Source organism: Serratia sp. SA088 (assembly GCF_049065515.1).
Lineage (GTDB): Bacteria > Pseudomonadota > Gammaproteobacteria > Enterobacterales > Enterobacteriaceae > Serratia > Serratia nematodiphila.
Genome location: NZ_JBAKGW010000014.1, coordinates 13,633 through 34,910, shown reverse-complemented (window position 1 = coordinate 34,910; position 21,278 = coordinate 13,633). Strand labels below are relative to the sequence as shown.

21 protein-coding genes are annotated in these 21,278 nt (G+C 53.0%); all 21 read left to right on the top strand.

Annotated elements, in window-relative coordinates; genetic code table 11:
* Positions 1-29 precede the first annotated feature (29 nt).
* The 21 genes from ACOWVD_RS24135 to traX all read left to right on the top strand — a co-directional run bounded on the left by ACOWVD_RS24135 (position 30) and on the right by traX (position 21,278).
* Entirely contained in the window at positions 30-620 is a 591-nt protein-coding gene (locus ACOWVD_RS24135) for a type 4 pilus major pilin (protein WP_421105875.1), read from the top strand.
* Between the two features lie 54 nt (positions 621-674).
* A complete protein-coding gene (locus ACOWVD_RS24130) occupies positions 675-1,160 on the top strand; it encodes a lytic transglycosylase domain-containing protein (protein WP_060442023.1) in 486 nt (161 codons plus the stop codon).
* Positions 1,160-1,828, top strand: a complete 669-nt coding sequence (locus ACOWVD_RS24125; protein ID WP_421105874.1) for a prepilin peptidase — start codon at positions 1,160-1,162, stop codon at positions 1,826-1,828. The genes ACOWVD_RS24130 and ACOWVD_RS24125 overlap by 1 nt, the downstream gene beginning before the upstream one ends.
* Entirely contained in the window at positions 1,825-3,177 is a 1,353-nt protein-coding gene (gene pilV / locus ACOWVD_RS24120; RefSeq protein ID WP_421105873.1) for a shufflon system plasmid conjugative transfer pilus tip adhesin PilV, read from the top strand. Before ACOWVD_RS24125 ends, pilV begins: the two co-directional genes overlap by 4 nt.
* Before the next feature lie 77 nt (positions 3,178-3,254).
* Positions 3,255-4,352, top strand: a complete 1,098-nt coding sequence (locus ACOWVD_RS24115) for an acyltransferase family protein (protein ID WP_421105872.1) — start codon at positions 3,255-3,257, stop codon at positions 4,350-4,352.
* Positions 4,353-4,376: 24 nt separating this feature from the next.
* Positions 4,377-4,943: a DotD/TraH family lipoprotein gene (locus tag ACOWVD_RS24110; protein ID WP_421105871.1), complete on the top strand. Its 567-nt coding sequence runs from the start codon at positions 4,377-4,379 to the stop codon at positions 4,941-4,943.
* Positions 4,940-5,728 (top strand): type IV secretory system conjugative DNA transfer family protein, encoded by a 789-nt coding sequence (locus ACOWVD_RS24105; protein ID WP_421105870.1) that lies wholly within the window; start codon positions 4,940-4,942, stop codon positions 5,726-5,728. The genes ACOWVD_RS24110 and ACOWVD_RS24105 overlap by 4 nt, the downstream gene beginning before the upstream one ends.
* 11 nt (positions 5,729-5,739) lie before the next feature.
* The gene (gene traJ, locus ACOWVD_RS24100; RefSeq protein ID WP_421105869.1) at positions 5,740-6,900 is read left to right on the top strand and encodes a plasmid transfer ATPase TraJ; all 1,161 of its coding nucleotides are present in this window, start codon (positions 5,740-5,742) and stop codon (positions 6,898-6,900) included.
* Entirely contained in the window at positions 6,897-7,196 is a 300-nt protein-coding gene (icmT, locus tag ACOWVD_RS24095; protein WP_128884984.1) for an IcmT/TraK family protein, read from the top strand. The genes traJ and icmT overlap by 4 nt, the downstream gene beginning before the upstream one ends.
* Positions 7,197-7,209: 13 nt before the next feature.
* Positions 7,210-10,440 carry an LPD7 domain-containing protein gene (locus tag ACOWVD_RS24090; RefSeq protein ID WP_421105868.1) on the top strand — a complete coding sequence of 1,077 codons (3,231 nt, stop codon included), beginning with the start codon at positions 7,210-7,212 and terminating at the stop codon, positions 10,438-10,440.
* A gap of 8 nt (positions 10,441-10,448) precedes the next feature.
* Entirely contained in the window at positions 10,449-10,928 is a 480-nt protein-coding gene (locus ACOWVD_RS24085; protein ID WP_334274168.1) for a hypothetical protein, read from the top strand.
* Between the two features lie 89 nt (positions 10,929-11,017).
* Positions 11,018-11,689 carry a DotI/IcmL/TraM family protein gene (locus tag ACOWVD_RS24080; RefSeq protein ID WP_421105867.1) on the top strand — a complete coding sequence of 224 codons (672 nt, stop codon included), beginning with the start codon at positions 11,018-11,020 and terminating at the stop codon, positions 11,687-11,689.
* A gap of 1 nt (position 11,690) precedes the next feature.
* Positions 11,691-12,680 carry a DotH/IcmK family type IV secretion protein gene (locus ACOWVD_RS24075; protein ID WP_421105866.1) on the top strand — a complete coding sequence of 330 codons (990 nt, stop codon included), beginning with the start codon at positions 11,691-11,693 and terminating at the stop codon, positions 12,678-12,680.
* 4 nt (positions 12,681-12,684) lie between these two features.
* On the top strand, positions 12,685-13,899 hold the full coding sequence (gene traO, locus ACOWVD_RS24070) for a conjugal transfer protein TraO (protein ID WP_421105865.1): 1,215 nt from the start codon (positions 12,685-12,687) through the stop codon (positions 13,897-13,899).
* Entirely contained in the window at positions 13,899-14,663 is a 765-nt protein-coding gene (locus ACOWVD_RS24065) for a hypothetical protein (protein WP_421105864.1), read from the top strand. Before traO ends, ACOWVD_RS24065 begins: the two co-directional genes overlap by 1 nt.
* An 8-nt stretch (positions 14,664-14,671) precedes the next feature.
* Positions 14,672-15,202: a conjugal transfer protein TraQ gene (traQ, locus tag ACOWVD_RS24060; RefSeq protein ID WP_128884978.1), complete on the top strand. Its 531-nt coding sequence runs from the start codon at positions 14,672-14,674 to the stop codon at positions 15,200-15,202.
* Positions 15,203-15,217: 15 nt separating this feature from the next.
* Complete coding sequence (locus ACOWVD_RS24055; RefSeq protein ID WP_421105863.1) at positions 15,218-15,622, top strand: DUF6750 family protein; 405 nt, start codon at positions 15,218-15,220, stop codon at positions 15,620-15,622.
* A gap of 60 nt (positions 15,623-15,682) precedes the next feature.
* The gene (locus ACOWVD_RS24050) at positions 15,683-16,288 is read left to right on the top strand and encodes a hypothetical protein (RefSeq protein ID WP_421105862.1); all 606 of its coding nucleotides are present in this window, start codon (positions 15,683-15,685) and stop codon (positions 16,286-16,288) included.
* A 2-nt stretch (positions 16,289-16,290) separates the two neighbouring features.
* Positions 16,291-19,365, top strand: a complete 3,075-nt coding sequence (locus ACOWVD_RS24045) for an ATP-binding protein (protein WP_421105861.1) — start codon at positions 16,291-16,293, stop codon at positions 19,363-19,365.
* Positions 19,366-19,495: 130 nt separating this feature from the next.
* The gene (gene traW, locus ACOWVD_RS24040; RefSeq protein WP_421105860.1) at positions 19,496-20,716 is read left to right on the top strand and encodes a conjugal transfer protein TraW; all 1,221 of its coding nucleotides are present in this window, start codon (positions 19,496-19,498) and stop codon (positions 20,714-20,716) included.
* On the top strand, positions 20,709-21,278 hold the full coding sequence (gene traX, locus ACOWVD_RS24035; RefSeq protein WP_421105859.1) for a conjugal transfer protein TraX: 570 nt from the start codon (positions 20,709-20,711) through the stop codon (positions 21,276-21,278). The genes traW and traX overlap by 8 nt, the downstream gene beginning before the upstream one ends.

Here is a 21,278-nt window from a genome sequence, read left to right as displayed (position 1 = left end):
ACTCTCTACGATACCTAAAGGAAATAGTAATGGAACTCACACAAAACACTCGCTCGGCTGTCAACCGTGGGGCAATAACTATGATTGAAGCAATGATCTGGTTTGTTCTTGTCCTTGCTGTATTGGCTGTCGCTATCACACAAGGTGGCGGTCTGTTTAATCGTAACGATGGCAACACAGAGTACAGTAATGCTGCGGAGCTAATGACCAATACCCGCACCATGTTGAAAACATCCGGCATCTATAATTTTGCCGCCGCCGACGCCATGACCGGTGCGCTGATCCAGTTCGGGGGGGCGCCGGCCAACATGTCGGTTGTCGGTACCAAATCCTCGGGTAGCGCCAAGTTGCAAAACCTGTGGGGGGGCGCTGTCACCGTGCAACCCGTGGCAACGGCCGGTGGGCAGAAATCCTCCTTCTCTCTGACTTACGCAGCCGTTCCTCAAGAGGCGTGTATTACTCTGGCCACCAAACTGAGTGCGGCGCCGAGTGTTGTTACCACCATGGTCAACGGCACATCGACGAATGGCCCGATCGCTGCCAGCGCCGTGGGGGCGCAGTGCACTGCCGATAAAGGCTCTGTTGGTCAGAACAGCCTCACCTTTACAAGCAACACCTGATGCCCATCCTGCCGGCAACGTTCTGTTGCCGGCCTCCATCTGGAGTGCATTCTCATGTTGTCTTCCTTTCAACGGGCCCTGGCCTGTCTGGTGCTGGGCTGGGCATTATTGTTCTCGTTGCCGGCACAGGCGTTCTGTTTTAATGAGGCGGGTGCGCGCTATAAAGTTGACCCGTTATTACTTCGCTCAATGGCGACTGTCGAAAGCAGCCTAAATCCTCAAGCCATTGGAAAAAATCGCGATAAAGCAGGGCGAGTTACCAGCCGTGACTTCGGGCTGATGCAAATCAATGACCGGCATATTCCCCAGCTGCGTGCGCTGGGCCTCATCCGCAGTGAGCAGGATTTGCTGACCAACAGCTGTCTCAACGTGCAGATCGGGGCCTGGATATTGGCAAAGCACCTCAAACAATGCGGGGTAAATTGGCAATGCCTCGGCTCCTATAATGCCGGATTCGCAGATAACAACGGTCCGCGGCGTATGATTTACGCGCGGAAAGTGTATGCGATGTACATGAAACTGAAAGGAGGTGCTGCCTGATGGCTTTGTATCTCCTGAAGTTCTCTTTGTTGATGGCATGCGCCGGCGCCACTCTGTTTATTGGCGCCCTGCCGTTGGTTCATCGAGCGAAACAATTCTTGCTTGAACATGATGGCCCGCCCCTCACTCGGCTGCAGATCAGAGGCGTCACAATAGTTTTCGTCGGCACCGGTACTGCACTGATCGCAACAACGGCCCTTGTGGGCCATCCCTGGTTAGGTACCGTCAAAATTCTGGGGCTGCTGGCCTGGGGCATTCCCATGGTACTGCTCGATTTACGCAATTACTGGCTACCGCTGCGATATACCTCGGGTTTTTGGCTGACAGGCCTGCTGTTTACCGTGATGCCAGGAAGTGCACTTACCCTGACTGAGGCACTTACAGGCAGTATCGGCATGTTTTTGTTCCTCTATGCCTTTCACTACGGCGCCAAGCATCTGCGGGGTGAAGAAGGGTTCGGCATGGGCGATGTGCATTTGATCGCCGCGCTGAGCGCCTGGTTTCCCTGGCAGCTCGCCAGCGTGCTGAGCGGATGTGCATTATTGCTGTTTATCGCAGGGGCATTACTGATGAACAAAAAGACTCAACCTTATGCTCCCTGGCTATTCATGTTACTGGCAGTTGTAGCCGGTAGCTCCCCTCAATTGCTCTCTTCAGGTGCCCTATGACTGCTGAAATTGCCACTCATCGTATCAACCGTGGGGGTGCGCTGGTTTCTATGGCCATCGTTCTGGCGATCGTATTGATTGCCGCCCCTATCGGGCTTGAAAGATATTCCAATTACATAGAAGAACAGAGCTGGGTCGTGACCGCGACGCACCTGAGCACAGTAAGCGGGGGGGCCCGTCGATACGTTAAAGATAACTACGATACGTTGCTGAATCAGGTTAAAGGGGGCGGCAACGTCACGGTAACCGGCCAGACCCTCCGCGATAAAGGGTATTTGCCGGCGGGGTTTTCCCTTACCAACAATAACGGCCAAACCTATATTCTTGCCGTGACACGCAATCCTTCGCAAACCGACAAGCTGGTCGCCTTTGTACTGACTGCCGGCGGTCAAAATATTACGTTCAAGGGCCAACGCTATATCGCTCAGAACACGTCTGGCTTGGGTGGGTATATCGACCCCGTCAATGTTGCCAACGGCGCCGGCGGTGGCTGGCAAGTCAACCTGACGAATATGGGGCTAAGTGGACAGAGTGGACACCTGGCCGCTTACCTGACGTCCGATGTATTGGCAGGTGGGGCTGAAGAGAGCGATCGCTTGTATCGCTTCCAGGTTAATGGTCGTCCCGATCTTAATAAGATGCATACTGCGATTGATATGGGGGGGAACAACCTGAATGCCGCTAATGATATCAATGCACAAACAGGTAATTACCAGCAGAATGTAAATGCTCAAAACGTTGTATCACGGGATGGTGTGGTTGCGGGAGGTGGAATTGCCGCTGCAGGGGATGTTCGTAGTAATTACGGCTGGTTGGTAACAAAACATGGTAAGGGTTGGCTCAACGAAGACCACGGCGGCGGGTTTTATATGGATGACAACGACTGGATTCGTTCGGTGAATAACAAAGGTATTTATACCGGTGGCCAACTGAAAGGTGGGAGCGTTCGTGCAGACGGCCGGGCATCTGTCGGTGAATATCTGCAGCTTGATGGCACGGCAAATGCTGGTTGGGGATGCGGCCCAAATGGACTTGTAGGTAGGACACCGGAAGGCGTACTGCTCTCTTGCCAAAATGGCATATGGAAGTCCTTGGGGGCGTTAGATACATTTAATGTGACGAGCGATGAGCAATGCCAAAACCTAAAAGAAGCAAGAGCCTATTGCCCTGCGGGAACAAAATTAGTCTCTGGAGGATATCGACTGTCTCGTTGGACATCTAATGATTCAGCACATAACTCCCCTGATGCTGCTTATCCTGACGTCTTTTCAAATAGCTGGATTGTAGTTACGCCTAATAATGAATGGCGTACAACATGTTTTCAGTCTATTGCTATTTGCACGAAATGAAATAAGGGTTTGCAAAGTGGAATTTCACGGTTCGGTGTAATATAATGGGCTTTTGATTTTTAATTTAATGAGTCTTTATGGAAAAAGATAAACTGGCTAGTGTTCAAGCTCTGAGAGGGCTTGCGGCTCTTGCTGTAATGCTATTTCACTTTCGTTGGAATATTAATCTTTCCCATCCTGGTTTAGGAGATAAATTGTTCGGGTGGGGGGCTGTTGGTGTTGATGTTTTCTTCTTGATTAGTGGGTTTGTTATCACGCTTTCAGCTAAGAAGTTAACTCCAGGGCTGTCGGCTGCGGGAGTGTTTATGAAACACCGCGTAAGGAGAATATTTCCAGCTTATTTCATTATCCTGCTAATCTCCTTCCTTTTATCTGGGGCTATGAGTACCTTTCATTACCCAGAAAAAGTAAGTAACTTGATAAGTGCAATCACCTTCTCCCCAATTAATCCGAATCATGCTCCATTCTATATAGATGATAGTGGTTTCTATGGTATTCGGTGGACACTGAATTACGAGATGTTATTCTACGTGGTCATGGCATTTTGTCTGCTATCAAGATATCGATGGTTCCTTTTGTTTGGTGGATTTTCATTAAGCCTGGTTGTTTTCCCTATGTTGGCAGGGCATTCTCCGACCTTGGATGTGAGTGGCTATCAATTCAACTCTGCTTACATGAACTTAATCACCAACCCAATAATATGGATGTTTTTGGTAGGGGTAGCCTTTGGGCTTATCCATCCTTATACAAAAAATTTAAATAACCATGTTAGAGTTATTTTCTTAGTTGTGGCGATGTCTATCGCAGTTTACTGCGTTCTGTATACACCATTGTTAAATCATGGCATAACGATGTCTGGATGGTATCTTTCCATTTTGTTTATTGCTGTGGTTCTGAATGACAAGCTGATAACTAAATTCATGCCGAGGTTCTTCGTTACTTTGGGAGAGATATCATTCTCTCTGTATCTCATTCATACTTTAATGAACGGAGGGATAGGTAAGCGTTTTGAAGATATAGGTGTGGTTGATGGTATACCACGATTTTTGTTGTCATGTGTTTTTTCTATCGGATTAGCTTACTTGTCATATTTTTTTATTGAAAGGCCAGTAAGTAGACGAAAACAAAAAACAGTAAGCCATAAAGCGGCATTGACTAGTCCTGATATAGGCTGACACTTTTCAGCCGGATAACGCCCGATGATTCTCATCGGGCATTTTGTATTTCAGCAACAACTCCTAGCTGCAGGCCGGGACAGTTTAACATTCTCAGCTATCAATAATTCTTATCTCGCAGGACATCCTCTCATGAAGCGTTTATCTATGTTCGCCGCCTTGTTCGGTTTAAGCGGGTGCGTCTGTACGCCGGCGCCACATTCTGTTGTTACTCCAACAGCGGCCGTCACTCCCGCGGCGCAGTCAATCCAGAACATCACAGCGACGCTCTATCAATCTGAGGCGCTGAACCAAGTGCGCCCAGTTTTATTCACCCCCAAGATCACCGCCAATTCACAACGCATTACTGTCGATTGGGATGGAGATGCCATCGAACTGCTCAGCCAACTGGCTCACATGCGCGGCTTATCATTCGCCTATACCGGCGTGCGACTTCCGTTGCCACTTACATTGCATGCCAGCGACGTCACCTTCGAACAAGTACTGCGCCTTGTGCGAACGCAAATAGACTGGCGGGCACAGCTTGAACAGCAATCGCATGAGCTGCGTCTGTTCTTTATGTTGCCCCTTAAAAAAGGAATGCTGGCATGAAAAAAATCGCTCTTGCCCTCGGGCTGGGGTTGCTCAGCACGGCGGCCGGTGCGGCCGTTCTGGAAGGGGGGCCGCCCCCAGATATCGGGGCTTACTTGTCGCCAAAGGCGCCGGATAAACATGGATTGAACGACACCCTCTGGCAGCTGATGAACGAAGCTGGGCAGACCGTGGGGTTCCGCGGCGGCAAAGCGCAGCGCGCCTGGGAGCTGCAGCAAGCTTTAAACGCCCAAAACGACGCACTGAACAGAATGTACACCTTCGCACCACTGATTAGCCGTCAGGGTTGGTTACCGCCGGTCATAGTTGCTTCAGAATCGTTGGCACACATTACTGACAGGCAGATTCGCACAGCAAATAAGACTTACAGCATCCTGCTACCAGAACGGTTCGTCAGTAATCCGCCCACCTGGCGGCAGTATTTGCTGGCTGGGTTAACCATCAATACTGATATTCCCACTGACATTCGCCCAAAGAACAGAAATGAGGAAGCGGCGTGGCACGCGGCGGTAGAAAAAGGTTGGCAAGACGGGCGCGAGAGCGCTGATCGCACGCTCGAGAGCAATTTCAACCGCCTGACTCGCGATTACACAGGCATGTTGCGTTACACCACACTGCTGCAGCAAGGGATCATTACCCCGCCGGTCGTCAGTGAACAGCTGCAGACAGTCACGGGTTCCCGCGACAAGGTGACTATCGGCGATCGAACCCGCGTGCTCAAACAACACGCTGGATTCGAGCTGGATAAAAAGCGCTGGAAGCCAACGATTAACATCGGGAAATAACAGGTGCAACGATGACAGCCCTCACCGATTTCGACTTCAGCGGAGGACTCTCCCCCGACAAACTCCGTGAATTTTTCATCCATTGTTACCGCCATAAAGTTTCCGATATTCATCTGCAAAGTGGCAGCAAAATCATCGTGGATCATTATGGCCGTAAGGTTACTGCCAGTCAGTTCCCTCTGGATCACGCCAAACTCTTACACCTGATCGACAGTATCTATACACCTGATATCAAGGCCATGGTGCAAAGCGGCCAAGGCGCAGATCGGCCATTACAACTTGAAGGGGACAATACTGGCCGGTACGGACTGGAGCGCGGGGAGCGAGTCCGTTTTCGCAGCAACTTCATTCAGGCTACGATCGGCGCGCTTAATACCGCTATGGCCGTAACGCTGCGTGTCATTCCAACCGCTATTCCACCATTGGACAGCCTGGGATTGGAAGACGACTTGCGCCAAAACCTGTTGCCCCTCGATGGCCTCGGTTTGGTTTGTGGCGTGACCGGCTCCGGAAAATCCACTCTGTTGGCGTCGATATATCAGCACTACGGAGAAACGCATCCGCACGGGAAGCTTGTTACCTACGAGGATCCGGTCGAATACCTTTTCGGCGGGCCTTCCTGGCAGCTGCGACCTCAGCAGTCGGAAATCGGCCGCGACGTTCCAAGTTTTGCCCACGGGCTCCGTCTCTCATTACGTCAGGCACCGACTCTTATCGGAGTTGGTGAAATTCGCGACCTCGAGACCTTGCAAGCTGCAGTAGCGTGCGCCCAGTCCGGTCACCTGACACTCAGCACTTTGCACGCATTTTCTCCTGGCCATGCATTTTCTCGATGCATTCTCATGGCGCCGGCCGATGCTCGCGAGCAAGTCGCCTTCGACCTTCTCGATGCATTACGTTTCCTGATCGTACAGCGTTTGCTGCCGACCACCGACGGTAAACGCCAAGCGGTTCGGGAATACGTTCTGCTTGATGAAGCATGGCGCCGAAAATTGGGTGAAGTTCACTACTCGCGCTGGCCAGAAATGATTAACGGTGAACTTGCTGCGCGGGAACATCGCATTGTTGACCACACATGGCGACTGTTTACCGCCGGGCGTGTTGATGAAGAGACCGCGAAACAGGTCATGGGCTACCCGCTGTTTACTGCGAGAAACAAGGAGGGTTTATGAGCAAAAACAATTCCCCCTGGATCGACAGCGGTGGGAAAGACTATTCACCCTGGCTCGACAGCGGTCGGCCGGCAACGATCCTCGGCATTCCCGTTCTGGTGTACCTGTTGTTTCTGCTTTGCGCCATTTGGCCATCCATGATGACTTTCATGTTTTGCCTACTCGCACTCGGCATTTACAAAATTTTGTCCCTGTTCGGATTAACCCCAACGGTGTTGTTTCAGCGTCTCCACCACCTACTCCGCGGAACCTCAGTCACCGGCCGTCCCTGGTGGTATCGCAAGTTTTTCGAATAAGTAAGGAAACCTCATGATAGCTACCGAACCCACCTATTTGGTGATCCCCGTTGAACAACGCAAAGAAGCGTTTCGCGCAGCGGGAAAACTTCCGGATGGGGGCAACGCCCTCACCTTCGATGATGAAGCTAAATCCTGGTATGCAAACCCTGGGGCCGACCTCAGCAAACTCGCTAAGTGGCGCATCGATCCCACACTGGCCAAACCTGCAAAGCAAGGTGATGCAAAAAGAGAGTTCCAAGATTTTATTGAGTCTCTAGGCGGTGTCTTTGATAGACGAGACATGCTGGAAATGGATGGCAAGACACACCGAATTGCCATGCAGGATGACAAGCCGGGAAAAAAATCCGGTGTATATGTTGGTCACCTCAACGGTTTTATTAACGGATGGTTCGCCGACCACAGAGACGGAGGAATGAGGCACACTTGGTCATTGGCTACGGAAAAACCCGATCCGGCCGTTCTGGCGCATCAAAAAGCGCTGGCAGCTCAAGAACGCTACAAACGTAACGAAGAAATAAAAAACGAACAAAATATTGTCGCTAAAACCCAGAGTCGCATTTACGCACAACTCTCACAAGCCAGCCATGATCACCCTTATCTTCAACGAAAAATGGTCAAGGCATCTTCGGGAGTGCGCCTCGATCGCCAAGGTAACCTGAAAATTCCCCTGAGCAACGTCGACGGTGAGATTCGTTCTCTTCAAACCATAAAGCCGGACGGCGCCAAGATGTTGACCAAAAACGGTCAGAAAGAGGAATGTTTCTTCGTCGTCGGGGGTACGCTTAAGAATGGCTCCCCCATTGTAATGGCAGAGGGATACGCCACCGCAGCCAGCGGCGCAATGGCACTGCATCACCCAGTGGTAATGACCGTCGACTCCGGCAATCTGGTTAAAGTCGCTGGCGCGCTGAAAAATAAATACCCCGATAGTCCCATGATTTTTTTAGCAGATGACGACTTGCCTAAGCCGAAACGTCCGGGTAATCCAGGTAAAGAAAAAGCAGAAGAAGCCGCGGCACTAACCGGTGGCATGGTTCTATTACCAACGTTCAGCCCGGAGGAGCGCCAGCAGGAGCTAACGGACTTCAATGATCTGCATATCGCTCACGGACTGGCGGCACTGAGCGAACAGCTATCCCCGGTGCAGGCAATGCTAAAACCTACTCATCAACAAGAGGCAACCATGCCAAATACTCCGGTCGTACCAGAGATGACCAACCCGGAACCAGATCATGTGGCTAACGACACAGAAACCGTAGCTATTCCGCCAGTGCTTACCGATGAACCTTCTGAACCTACGCCTAACGTCGCTGAATCAGTATCAGATCAGGCATTGCCCAATCACGTAGCTGCCAATGTGCAAAACGAGTTCACCGACTACAGCCATATAGCAGACGCCGTCATGGAGAATGAGGCTCTTATAGAATTATCAAAAACGGCAGAAATTGCCCCTACCGTTATTCCATCTCCTCCTTCTGTAGATGAGCAGTCCGCATCTCTAGAACACAAAGAACCTGTAAAACAGGCGGCTACTGCAACAATCTCCAGCTCGGAGGCAGAAGACTCCGTAACGGAGGAACCCGTTTCTTTTGCCAGTCGTCTGGCACCGCGACCTGCGGTAGAAAAGGAACAGGCGGCTCCAACTTCATCCTCTGAAGAAGCCGACGGTATCCACATTGAGACGCCTATTGGTAGCCAGACGCGCGCGGCGAAACCATTAGATCTGGATGCCTTAATGCAACAGATCACTCATGAAATGGCAGCAGACGGTCGTTCAGTGAAATATCTTTTTGCCGGCGAAGCGGCGTTTGTTGACCACGGTGATCGCTTGTTGATGGCGACTGCCCAAGCCAGCCAGAACGACGCCATGATCCTGAGTGCTCTGTTGGTTGCGCGAGAGCAGTACCGTGGTCGTATTGAACTCACCGGCAGCGACGAATTCAAACAACGAGCAATCACATTAATTGCGGAATACAACCTCGACCTCAAAATGAAGAACGCCCAGCAGCAGGTGATGCTTGAGGAGGCAAGGCAGCGCCTCACCGACGAACCCGCCCCCGCTGACAAACCGTCACCGGTGGGATCACCGATATCCGCGATTGTCCCTGATGCAGCGGAACCCAATAAATCCTCCGTTTCGATGCAATCAGCAAACGCCTTGCCGCCAGAGCTTCAACCGGTGACGCTGCCACAAGAGGCGGCGCAAAATGCCAGTCGTGCTGAAGGCGAAGCGGGATTGACCGGCACACTACTCGATCATGGACAGGCCAAGTACAACTTCGATAACTCTGAGAGTAATAGTTACTACATCAAACTGCGTACAGCAGACGGAGAGAAGTTTGTCTGGGGCAAAGAACTGTCTCGGGTAGTACCGGAGAGTGGCTTGGCCAAAGGCGATATCGTCAAGCTAATCTGGCTCGGCCGCAAAGAGGTCACCGTAGAGGCAAAAATGCGCGACCCACAAGGGAAGGTAGTGGTAGACAAACACGGCGTAGAACAAACGGAGCAGATCACCACGCACCGCAACCATTGGGAAATAAAGCCGGCTATCGACCCTTCATTATTAGTTCGGAACGAACAGCAGCTGGTGCCGCCGGCGGCGCTGTATGCTTATGATATGACGCATTATCACGCACTGCAGCAACAGGTGATCCAGATGGCAACCGAGGCAAAACTGCCTATTCCTCCAATGCCAACACTGCAACACGAGCTGGTCTGGTTAAAACCTAATGGGGAAGGTACCGAACCTCCGTCAACACGTCCTGCAGTTACACCGCTACCGGCCCACACCCAGGATGCAGGCACCGCGCTAATTAAAACACTGGATACGGAGAAACAACTCAAATTGCTTCTGATCAAAGGGCTCGGCGACTATGTACAGGGAATGGTGAAATATCAGGATGCATATCACCCGGTACTCGGCAAACTTTGTACTCATACCAATGGCCATCGCTATTTGACGCTCAACATTATCACTCCTGAAGGCCTAACACCGATCGGTCATGGTAATGCCATCAACAATGAGGAAGGTGCTAGCAACGCTTTTGTGTTCAATCTCAAAGGCGAAAAAGAGCGGTTGTATGCCCCTCTCGTTGAGCCGGCAAAGTGTCCGCCGGCGCTGCATAAACAACTGGGGTTCACGCGCGAGTACACGCCTCCGGCGCACACCCCGCAGCGCCGGGACGACGTGCCGGAGAATACAGTCAAACCCGCAACCGCATTCCCTCGCCCAGGGGCATAGGAGCTCTCATGATCCGTCAACTTTTCCTGGTCGCATTATTAATTGGCAATGTTTCTCTATCGGCGCACGCCGCCAACTGCCGGGCGGTATCTGCCGCGCAGGTGGGGGCGCAAGCGGGCTATGAACGAGATCGTAAAGCTGCCGAGGCCTGGTCGCAGCGTGAAAACCAGGTATCCGGTGGCTTGCAGCAATGCCTGGGTAGTATCAGCACGGCCATAACAGTACCGACATTTGGTGATCTCAGTGGGATCCTCAATGGCATCAAGGACAAAGTTTGCCGCGCGGTACGTGACAAGATCCAATCTTATATACCCAGTAAAATAGACCCATGGGGTGACCTGTCGTCCCAAACTGGCGGTTTGGTGACAACCCGTTCGATGAACGCGGCGCCAACCTACACGCCAACCGCCTACAGCCAGCCTGCTACCGTCGCGCCAACATCGGCCGGCAACAGCGGCAATTCCGATGGGTACATTTTCTCCCGATAATCCACCGCGCATTCGCGCGATGTTCAGCCATAAACGCGATCCCCCGCCCAGTATTCCCCTGCGGCGGGGCTCCCCCGTGGACAGTCACCATGAAAAAGCCAGTTACTCCACCTGCGTCTGCAGGTGAAACGCCTTACGCAGCTGCCGTGGCGCAGCATATTGCCAGTCAGCTCAATGCCGATTTTGCCCGTCGTTCTCTGGCGGTTAACTTGTGGCAAAGCGTCACTCTCGTCGTATTCGCGCTTATTATCGCTTTACTGGCGTATGTCGCCTTGCATCCTCCAGTGAAGTATTTCGCCACACAAGATGGGCAGATCACGCCGCTTTATCCCACTGATCAACCGGCCTACAGCGATATCAACGTGACCGACTTTGGCGCACAGGTATTGCGAGAGGCTTTCACGCTCGATTTTGTACATTACCGCAGCCAAATGAATGCGCTACAGGCACGTTTCTCAGACGATGGGTTCCGCAGTTATTACACCGCCCTGACCACCTCCAACGTTTTGACAGCGGTGAAAGACAAGAAGATGAACATGTCGATTATGACCTCCCCCGGCGTAGTGGTTAGCAAAGGAACGCTCGAGAACGGCATTTATGCCTGGAAGATCCAATATCCGATAAAACTCAAGCTCACCGGCCAAGTGACATCGTTGCCCGAACAGTCGTTTGTGATGTCACTACTTATCCAGCGTACCGACCCCCGTCTTAAACACACCGGCATGGAAGTGTCCCAGCTCATTACTTTCGAGGCTAAATAACATGAAAACCCCCCTGACCGGTTTGCTTCTGTTGACCCTGGCGCAAGCTGCAGGCGCGGCTACAACCGAAGTAGCGCCTGCCCCCGCCTGGAAACCGGCACAAACGTTGAGCGTGGCACCTGTCAATGCCCCGCAACATGCCCCTGTAACAACAACACCAGAGCCAACAACGCCCTTACCGGAGGATGGCTCGCCACCGCTGCCTTTGCCTGCGCTGGATTATGCCCAAAAACAAATGGCGCCGCTCTCACCACACGAGGTGGACAGCCTGCGTAATACTTTTGACCAACTTCAACGCAGCGAAAGCCGTTCACCGGTAACAGCGGTGCCGCGGGTTAGCTCTCTGACCGTCAACCTGTCGCCAGGTGCCTCATTGCCGATGCTCCGCGCCCTGCCGAATTTCCCGAGCTCTGTTTCGTTTACAGACGAAACCGGCGCGCCGTGGCCGATTGCCGCACCACCTCTTAATGGCAACAACGCTGGTTTTGAGGTGAATTACATTCCCGACAGCCCAGCCATGTCCGTTCAGGCCCGGCGCGCTTACGACACCGGCAGCGTAACGGTCTATCTGAAGGGATTACCGGTTCCCGTCGTCATAGCACTGACCAGTGGCGAACCGGACAACGCCGGCAGGGCCCAGATCACTGACAGCAGCCTAAACCTGAGGATCCCTCTTCGCGGACCATCGGCAAAATCCCTGCCGATCGCACGCGAGAAAATCAGCCTCGATAATCCTACGCTGCAGGCGTTTCTGGACGGCGTCCCGCCCGATGGCGCCCGTCATCTCAAAACTGGCGGCGGAGTTCCGTTGACTGCCGTTTGGCAGATTGGAGACGACCTCTATATCCGCTCACGAAGCGAATTACGCGATGCATTTGTTGAAACCTCTTCCGCGGCTGACGGCACCCATGTGTGGAAACTGCCGCTCACTCCGGAGGTGGTGTTCTCTGTACAGGGCCGCAATACACCACTGACCATCAATCTGGAGTAACCCTATGGCCATCGAAAAAGATGCGGCGAGCGACGGCAAAAAAAGCCTGCTCCTGCTGTTATCCGGAGGCATCGGCCTGCTCGCGTTGTTATTTGTGGGCTGGGGCTATTTGAACCAGCCAGCACCGACCCCATCGCAATACGCTATTAACAACCTAGCCAATAGCGCGCCGGTTACCTCTCAAGAAACAGCGCAATATCAGCAGTTGATCAAAACGGGTAACCGTATTGGTTCAGAAGCGGCAGCTGCCAGCGATGGTAGTTTTATCGCTTCATTGCGCATGAGTGATGTGCAAATCGAAACACCAAATGAGCCGCCTCCGCCGGTAGTCCTTAAAACAACCGCGGAAACCGACACCACCTCAGTTCCTCAGTCTGGCGGAGCCATCCAAGAGGATCAAAAAGCAGCGTTAAAAAGCTATCTGAAGCTGCTCAACGATCGCTGGCGACCGGGCAACATGCAGTTAGCTGGCACCTTTGGGCAGACACCTGCTGCTGGGGAAAACGAAGCCGGGGTCGGCAATAACGCTTTCAGTCAGTGGTCGCAGAGTCTGCCTGGAAGAGAGGCAACTGTAGCATCGGAAGTCCCTCCCTCAGCTCGTACATCTGGTGATGCCGTCATTGTGCCGCCAAACACTCGCCGCCCGGCGGTAGTCGACAATGCCATCGATTCTGACAACCTCAACTCACTGGTGCTGGCCCACATACCCGCCGGCCAGTTGGCCGGTGCAGAATTCACCGCTAAGGGCATACAGTTGGCCGGGGATGGTGTCGTGATCCACTTCACTCGAATGACGCTTAATGGCGTCGACTACCAGGTTGATGCCTACGCGCTGCAGGACGACACCCTGCAATCTACCGTCTCCAGCGACGTCAATAATCGCTACGTCAGTCGTATCTTGCTGCCTGCATTGGCCATGGGCATAGGAAAAGCCGGTCAGCTGTACGAACAGCAAAATACCCAAATCCTTGCCACCAATGCCGGCACCATCAGCGGCGGTACAGGACAGGTGAAAGGTTCAGCCCTCGCGGGCACCATCGCCGGCGGTATCGGTACTCAAGCCGGACAGGTGATGGCGGCCGACGCTGCACGGTTACCGGTCAAACAGGTGAAAGTCTTCAAAAACCAAACCATCGCGATTCATTTCATGAAAGGCGTATACGCCAGCGATCGCATCAATCGGGATGCTATTACCACATCCCTCGCAGGAGAGCGTTAATGTCTAAGTCTCATTTCGACCTGAATAACCCGCCCCCGGACGAACAACTGGATGAACCAATCGAGGCAGAGACTCCGATCGTTCGTAAGCCTTCAGAACCACGGCTGATCACATTGCCCTTGGGCTTAAAAGTTACACGTCTTCAGATGATCGCCATAATAATCGTGCTGTTAGCCATAGTCTCCTACAGTGTGCTACGCAACACACCACAGTCCAGTGGTAGTAACGGCAGCACCCAATTCGTGACTCAAGAAACACCAATACAGCCCACGCCAGCTCCAGCGCCAGCAGCACCCCAGCCCCCCCCAGCAGGAGTGCATATCGAATCTGCAGATCGCGAACTTGAACCTCTCGGTGAAACCGCATCGCTAACTAACGTCGAGAACAATGCGCAGCAGGCAACAGCACAAGCTCTAGACAACGTGTGGGTATACGCTCGCGATAATCGAGAAGGTCTCAAATCACTGGATCAGCGCTTACGCGCTCTTGAGCAGCAAGTTGCTGCTCAAGCTGTAAGACAGCCCCAACCTGCTGCGGTTATGCCTGCCGCTAAGCCAATCGGAAATACTGCTTCACGTCGCTCAAACGCGAACCACAGCCTCAAGGGAGCCTCGATAACCAGTCTGTATCCGGACCTGGCTTGGGTGACTTATCAGGGGAGCAGTTGGGCATTACGACCAGGCGATTCCCTGGGGCGCGCAACAGTACTGCGTATCGATACTGAAAAACGTGAGGTGATCACCTCCGCCGGAACCATTCGGTAAGGAACGCTATGGATTTGGTCCAGATGCTGGCCAACGCAGTCAACAATGTGACAGACGTCGGTATTCGCCTGGTGCTGGCGATCGGTTTAGTTGGCGGGTTGGTCATGATGGCCATGCACTTGAGCAGCATCGCTGGCAAAGCCCGACGCGGGCAGGTACAGGACGGCGCCGGCAAAATTGTCACCGTTGTCGTGATGTGCGGAGCCACTATCGCCCTTCACCAAGTGATGAACGCTACATCGAACCAGATGGCGCTCGGTAGCGTGACCTTTGGCGCCATCGCCTATGTCTCCGAAGGAAAATACGGCCCGGCCGCCACGGCCATCAACGCAACCCTGACCTTGTTACAACTGGTCGGCGTGATTTACGCGCTTCAGGGGCTTTTGCGCCTGCGGCGTTCACAGAAAGACGGCCACACCGGGCTCAGTGCCGGTGATGACGTTGTTAGCGGCGCAAAACGCCTGATCATCGGCACTATGCTCGCCGCCAATCCGCGTGTACTCGATGCACTGCAAAACACTCTTAATATCCATTGGTAAAACTACGAGGTACAAATGAACGTTCTGAAATCCCTGAAAAATGCACCCCTGCACGCGGCAGTCAAAATCTATATGGTGACCGATGTCCTTCGTCGACATATCGCCAGTATTCTGGCCGCTGTGGTTAGCATGGTCGTTGCCCCGCTAGCTCATGCTGACGATGATCTTGCTGGGTCAATCGAAGCCATGCTTAACGGAGTAACCTCCCTGAAAGACCCGTTTGTTAAATCTATCGGTGTGGTCGGCCTGCTATGTATAGCTGCAGGAATTATCATGATGATCTCTAAGAAGAATAGTCCTCAGATTAAAGTTTCTCATATCATGATTGCAATTGTAGCCGGCGCTGCATTATTGGCACTTGACCAGGTCGCAAACCGCAGTCAGAAACAGCTGGGAATGCAGCCCGTAACTGCTGGTTAATTGTACCAGGCCATCCCGTTCGGGATGGCCTTCCTGCTACCAGGATCTCTGGAAAAATTCATGCTTATTTTCTCCATCTCCCGGCGAGTTACCGGGCATGCTCTCACACCTGCGCAGCGCGGCATATTGGATGTTCAGGCTCGCCGTGGCGGTCATAGTTGTGACTATTGCGGTTATTCATCCCCACATAACAGGGCCGTGTTTAGGGACACCAATCCATTGAATACTGCCCAGGACAATCTGGGGGTAGCAGACCCAATTTGCGAAGCCTGGCAAAAACTCGACTCTGTTTCTGCCGAAGCGGGTGTGATGGTTTATCTGCCGGCTTTGGCTCCGGAAGATGTAAATCATCTGCAGCGAGCTATCGTGCAGGCATTATCTTCCACCGACGATGAATATCGCAGCGACGCACAAGCGTTACTGGACTGGCTGACAACCCACGACAGTCCCGTCAAACAAGCTTGGGGCACCACACACCCGCAAGCGTTCGCCCAGGCTCTGAGCAGACTGGATGAGGAAGGTCGACAAACTGCAGCGGGGCGCTGGCAACATCTCGCGTTGGTGTTACATCCCGCACGTATAAAAGACCGGCTGGCCACTGACGGTCTTGAAGCTGGAACAACCTGGTGGCGCGCTTTCTATCACGACTATCTGTCCCGGAGTTAACTGTGATTATCGATAAAATCGAAGATCTCTTTGCTTATTTCTCCCGTTATGTTCTAGGCCGCGATTTCGCTCAGTATTGTGATCTGCGTACCGTCATAGGCCTGACACCAGACGACAAAATCCGACACCCCTCACTTGATGCTCCCTACATACACGTCACTAAAACTAACGACTATGCCAGCACTTTTGAGATCCTAGGAGCTTTTCGCGAGTTCAGTGAGACAGTACCCCAGCACGAAAATGAAACACCGGCGCCGGACAGCTTCCTGCGCTTCGTTCTGAAATTACGCGATGCATTGACGGGCGATTTCAAAAGCCTGGGTCATAAAATCAGCATCGTGTTCGAACGCGATCCAACGCGCAGCGCCGAAGAAATCACTCGTCTCGTCGAACCTCAACGACGCGCCTACCGAAAGCTTGGTCTGGCTCTCGATGACCTGGTCGATGAGCAAATCGTCAAACTCACGCCGTATGTCGCCCGCGAACGAGTCTGGCTTACCGTGTATTCCGCCATTGGCGCCCTGCCGCTCAGTGAGCGTAGAGAAGAAATACAGCGGCAAAATACTCAATTCAAAGATCTGCCTGAAGCCCGTTTCGGGCAAAACCCAATTTACGCCGAGTTTGAAGGCCTTAAGCTGCGCCACGACGCATTTATCGATAAGCTGGCCACTGATTTGGCCGACGGCAACGACGGCGTGATGGTTCGATTGCTTGACGCACATGAAGCTGGCCATGTGATCCGCGATGAAATAGAGCGGCTGAGTACCCATGAAGAGTGGCGCCCCCTGCTGCCAGGCGATCGCGTGCTCCCTCAAGGAAAATTGCGCGGCGACGATATCAGCGCAGCCCTGGCGCCGCACTTGAATTTCCAGTTCTGCGACACCGAGGTCGACACCCACGGTAGTCTGATCGAGGTCGACGGGCTCTATCACGGTCAGTTGGCCATGATGCTGGCACCTCAGCGCCCCGAATCCTTTGCCCAGCTGTTCACCAAAGTACCACGGCAGCTACCCTGGCGCTTGCGTCTGGACTTGATGCCCGGCGGCGGTGAGGCTTTGGAAAAAAAGCAGCAGCTACTGTCGTTTGCCGCCTTCGTCCCTAAACTACGAGATATTTACGACTCCATTTCATGGTTGATGGCGCAGCACAAGAAAGAGCCTGTTTGTATGATGAGTATCACCGCCAGTACCTGGGACGCAGACAAAAGCCGTTTGAAACGCAATCTGACGTTACTGCAAAAAGCAATCCAGAGCTGGGGTGTTACAACAGTGACCCGTACTTTCGGCGATCCCATTCGTGCCTGGGTCAACACTCTACCTATGGTGTCTAGTTTCAGCGCGCCAACGCTAATGTACCCCCCTTTGTCTGAAGCGTTAAAACTGATGCCGCTGCAACGGCCAGCGAGCCCCTGGGGTAACGAAGGTAACGCAATTTTCCAGACCGTCGACGGCAAGCCTTATCCGATCGGCTTGGGCAGTTCGTTGCAGGAAAAGCACACCGAGTTGCTCGCAGGGCCTCCAGGTTCGGGCAAATCCCTGTTAGCGAACAGCCTTCACCTCGATGCTCTCACTAACGGTAATACTGATCTGCCGTTTATGGCTTTCATTGACAAAGGCTTTACCGCTCAGGGCTTTTACGATCTGGTCTATGACAGCCTACCCCACGGACAAAAGGACAAAATTGCCAGTATTATTCTGCGTAATACAGCAGATTTCTGCCGCAATCCGTTCGATATCCAACTTGGACTTAAAGCCCCAATTAGTACTGAACGTGACTACTTGCTCGGCCTGTTGACCAGCCTGTGTATCGATCCACAGCTGGGCACTGCACCTGATGCCCCATCATGCAGACAGATCCTGACACGCGCTATTGAGATGGTGTACCGCAAGAACAGCGACATTGAACCGGTACGTTATGGAGCATCATTGGTTCCGGAGGTTGATGCCGCGCTGGAAACAAGCGGCTGTTTGAATCGCTATGATGCCGCTTGGTGGGAGATCGCTACCTGGTACGAAGTCCGCGATATGCTGTTCACTGCCGGCTGCGTTGCCGAGGCTGCGTTAGCACAGGCTCAAGCTGTACCTGAGCTCAACGACCTGCAGGGGGCGCTAAACAGCGAGGAAATGCGCAATGTCTTCGCTAACGTCAACCGTCCCGGATCGGATGAGTCATTACTGCATTATGTGTCACGCTGTCTGACACAGGCACTGTTCGATTACCCGTTGATATCGGGGCGCACGCGGTACTCCATCAACCCAAATACGCGCATTCGTATCGTCGACGTTAACAACGTAGCCGGCAATCAAACTCCGGAAGGTAAAATCAAGACAGGTATCATGTATCAGTTCGCCCGCCATCTGGCCGGCGCTAACGACTTCTATCTGCCACAGTACCAAGATGAACTCTACAATCATCTGGATCCACGTTATGTACCTCTGCATCGAAAACGCATCGAACAACTGGATCAGGAGGTCAAACTCATCTTTATCGATGAGCTGCATAACATCAGAGGTATCGACATTTTGTGGGATGCACTCGAAACCGAAGATCGCGAGAAAAGAAAATTCGGTATCCGCACGGTGTTCGCTTCGCAATATTTGGATGATTACCCGCAGGCAATCCTGGAATCCGCCAACTCCCTGTACCTGATGCGGGTAAGGACTAAGGACTTCCCTATTCTGCAGGAAACTTTCAAGGTGCCGCGTACCACACTAAATAGGTTGCTCAACACAACCCGCGGCGCCGCGCCGGATGGAAGTGGCGTCACGTTTCTGGCCGTTTTCCAAACCACCAATGGCAACGTGGCTCAGCTGCTCAAAAACACCGCAGGGCCACTGCGGCTCTGGGCATTAAACTCGACCCCGGTAAACCGCGCTCTACGCAACATGCTGTATGACGCGTTGGATGGCCAAACGGCCCGACGTTTGTTGGCCAAAACCTTCCCAGGCGGTTCAGCAGAAAAACATATTGCGATGATGAAAAAGCGCGCCGGCAATGACGATGAAAGCGGCGCCATTCGTCAACTGGCCAACGACATGCTGGCAAGCCTCGGCTATGTGCAGGGGGATGCAGCATAAGGAGCAACCATGCGCCTTTATCACTGGTATATCCGTGCTTTCCTCCGCAGACCTAACCTCCACATCCTCGCTTACAACACTATTTTTTGGGCCGCGCTATTTGCCGGTATTTTCTTGAGGACGCTTTGAAATGAAATCATACCCTCCTGCCATGAGGCTTTCCCCTCTGGTCGTGCTGGTACTCTCCACATTAGCTTCTCCAGCGCACGCTGTCTCCGTTGTCGTAACCTCTAGCGTTCCCATTGAGACACAGGTCGCTCCGGTCCTTGGGCAGATGAGCGGTACATTGACAGGGATGGCTGCTACACAGCAGCAGATCGGTGCCGCCATCAACCAAAACGGCGGCAAGATCGCCACGCAAATCGAACAGGCAGCACAAGCACAACGCGATCAAGATATTTTTGCTCGTCAAACCGAACGCCTCGAGCGATCGCGCCGAACCTATACCATACCGGATAGCCTGTGTACTGAATCTGGTTCCGGCATGGTCACACAAGTTCAAAATCGCGCTCGCGCGCGACAAAGTGCGCTGTCGCGGGGCCAGGGAATCAACAATGCCATGATCCGCCAAGGATGGACCGCCCCGGCTCCAGCACCAGAACAGACAGCCTTTCGGGCCGCAGGCGTACATGCCGATTACTGCGATGCCACCGATATGGCTGCTTACGGCGGCACGGGAGTATGCACCCGCCTATCTGAATTGCCGGGGGGTGATAAGCGGTTTACGTCTCTACTCGATGGTGCCGGCGCTGAAGGCAAAGCGCCTGATTTAACCTTTGATCAGAAACAGACCGACGCAGCAATGGCTTACGCACTTAACAGTGCTCCAGCCTCGGCCGGGAAACAGCTCAGTAAAGGCGAAGTTAAAAGCGCCTCCGGCCGCCAATATATCGGCCTGATGACGCAGTACGAAGCAGTGAACACAGCGGCACGCGAACCCATGTTGGCCATGGTGGCCTCCAGTCAACCCAGTGAAGCAACACGCGATGCGCTGAAAGAAGTGATGCAGACCCCATCAGCTGCCGCCTACTTCAACCAGACAGCATCTGATGAAGCCCGGCGTACCGGGATGATGTCGGAGCGGGAGTTTGAGCAGTTCGACGTAGGTCGGCGCTATGCCAACACCGACTATCAAACCGACCTGCAGGCGATGGACGGCGACAACCTGGCGCGCGAATCTATCCGTGTGCAAGCGCAACAAAACTGGTTGCTGTTGGGGATAAAGCAGCAGCTGCAAAAAGGCAACGTCCTGCAAGGCCAACAACTGGGCCTAAATGCCAACGAGGTTTATCGTCCACAACTGCAAGCCAAGCTGCACGAACTCAGCGCCGGAGGGGCTCGTAATGACTGACCAATCCCCGAAATCTAAAACGTCTTGGAAGCGCGCCAGCAAGGGACTGTATTTCACTGCAAATCTGTTCCTACCGTTATCGGAACTGCGTTACGCGGCGACTAAAATTGGCCCTTCACTCGCCAATAACTTGAAGCGCAGTCTGATGCTTGCTTACGGCTACCGGATTGAACATCAACAGACACTCCCCGCGCTACAGTTTGAGGAGGCAGTGGCCGCCAGCGGCGAGTCAGTGATCACCTTGATAAACAGATTCAGGCGCCGCAAGCATCTGTGTCTCGTTCTGGGTGCAGTACCAATACTGATCGCTTTGTCGGTCGTTCTGCTGGTTCTGGCCAGCAAGGTATTTACCCCAACTCTGCTGATCCGGACCGCAACACTGTGTTTTACATTGTTCGCTTTGGCAGCGATACCATTACTGCAAGCGTTTATTTCCACCTGGCGGCTATGGCAATTACGCAATCAACGCCTTTCCAAGGAGGAAGCCGGCAGCCTGACCGACTTTCTGCGGGAAAACACCTGGTGGCAAGTTCTTCTACGGTACGAACGCCCGATCCAATAA